Source organism: Actinosynnema sp. NPDC023658 (genome assembly GCF_040639995.1).
Taxonomy (GTDB): domain Bacteria; phylum Actinomycetota; class Actinomycetes; order Mycobacteriales; family Pseudonocardiaceae; genus Actinosynnema.
Genome location: NZ_JBFAAX010000991.1, coordinates 1 through 1,982, shown reverse-complemented (window position 1 = coordinate 1,982; position 1,982 = coordinate 1). Strand labels below are relative to the sequence as shown.

General features: G+C 70.3%; 2 protein-coding genes. Both read right to left on the bottom strand.

Going from position 1 to position 1,982, the window contains the following annotated elements:
• Nucleotides 1–56: 56 nt before the first annotated feature.
• Nucleotides 57–1,082, bottom strand: a complete 1,026-nt coding sequence (locus tag AB0G02_RS37275; protein ID WP_360804337.1) for a carbohydrate-binding protein — start codon at nucleotides 1,080–1,082, stop codon at nucleotides 57–59.
• Nucleotides 1,083–1,393: 311 nt separating this feature from the next.
• Nucleotides 1,394–1,982 (bottom strand): methyltransferase (locus tag AB0G02_RS37270; RefSeq protein WP_360804334.1); only part of this gene is annotated, 589 nt, incomplete at its 5' end.

Genomic DNA, 1,982 nt, shown 5'->3' with positions numbered 1-1,982 from the left:
CCTCGACCGCCCGCACCGCGCCCTTGGTGGATCAGTGGATCAGTGGATCGGCCGGGTCAGTGCGAGACCTGCCAGTGGCTGTTCGCCGTCTGGAGGGTGAACGACAGGCCGTAGCAGCCGAAGTCGGAGCTCGACACGCTGCCCGGAGGTGTCACCGACGAGTTGGAGGTGGTCAGGGTGCTCCAGGTGCCGCTGACCTTGATCTTGATGTTGGCGGCGTGGAACTGGGTGCCGTAGGTCTCGGTGCAGTAGTAGCCCTCACCGGTGGCCGAGTTGTACTCGGTGTAGACCTCGAACATGTCCCACCCGCCGTGCGGGTCGACGAGCTTGCTCGTGTCGGCGCTGGTGAACAGCGCGTCCCAGGTCGAGGTGGTGTAGTTCCACAGGTAGGCGGTCCAGGAGTTGGTCGTGGCGTTGGTCTGCACGTCCAGCACCTCGTAGGCGGGCAGGCCCTGGTACGTCGTGGTGTAGGTGCTCAGGAACGACGAGTTGATCCAGGCCACCGCGGCGAAGCCGGGCGAGGCCGCGCACCAGTCCCACGCGCCGACGCCGTTGCCGCCCTGCCAGTAGAACGTGGTGACCTCGATGCAGGTCTTGCCGCTCGGGACGAGCGTCGGCGCGTACACCACGTCGGGGTTGCCCGACGGGATGCTGATGCCGGGGTTGACGGTGTGGGTCGCCTGCGCACCGTCGGAGACGACGGTCGGGAACGCGCCCCAGACGGTGTGCAGCGAACCGCTCCACGGCGGGAGCGGCGTGGCGCTGGTCTGCAGGTCGGCGCCGGTCTTCCGGTCGCCACCGGCCTTCGGCGAGTCCTTCAACGCCTCGCCCCGCTTGAGGACCTGCTCGCTGAGCTTCGACCCGGCGGCGGCCCTGGCCGCGTCACCGCGCAGCGCGGGCACGAGCTTCCCGCTGACCGGTGAGTCGGGCGTCGGTTGGGCGATCGCGGCCGGCTTGTCCGTTGTGGAGGCCGACACCGGGACGGCGGGCACCAGCAACGCGCCGGCTGCCAGCAGTGCGATCGCCGCCTTGCGCAGCGGCGAACGACGTGACTGGCGGGTGTGGAGCGGAGATGACGGCACTGCCATTCCTTTCGACAAGGAGAGTTGGCGCAGCGCGGTCGAAGAAGGACGTGAAGACGGACGCAAACGACACATGCCTTGTCCCCCCAGGACGTTGCGCTACCCGAAGCGTGCTCCCCGGTCGCGATCATGGCTATAGGACGACCGGGTGCCCCGACTGCGTCCAACGCCAAAGTGCGTGCGTGCCGCCGTGCGGACGTCCGAACCGTCCCACCATGTGCACGCCTCCGAACCGGCCGTCAGCGGACCGGTTCCCGACCAGTGGACGTGCGCTGCCTCCTCGCGGGTGAACGCGGCCCGGCGGGGTGGACTCAGGTCGCGGGGACGGTCTGGAGGATCGAGACGGGCATCGCGTGCACGTGGGTGATCGTCTCCAGGCTCAGGCCCGCTTCCCCGAACAGCCGGCGGAACTGCTCCTCCGTGCGCTCGTGGCCGGGCAGGACCGTCATCATCAGCAGGTCCAGCGCCTTGGCCTGGTGCGGCACGTCACCGGCCGGGAGGACCGCGTCGAACACCAGCACCCGGCCACCGGGGCGCAGCGCGGCCCGGCAGTTCCGCAGTATCCGCAGGCAGGTCGCGTCGTCCCAGTCGTGCAGGACCCTCTTGACCAGCAGGACGTCACCCGGTGGCACCTCCTCCAGGAAGTCGCCGGCGACCGTTTCCCAGCGGCCCGCGAGGTCGGCCTCCGCGCCCAGGCGGTTGCCCGCGACGACCTGGGCCTGGTCGAAGAGGACGCCCCGCGCGGAGGGGTTGGCGCGCAGCACCTCCAGCAGCAGTCCGCCCTGGCCGCCACCCACGTCGACGTCGGTCGCGCCCTCCGGGATCGCGCACGCCGCCGCGACCGGGCCGTTCTCCACCCGGGAGAAGGCGGCCATGCCGTCGTTGAAGCCGGCTCCGACC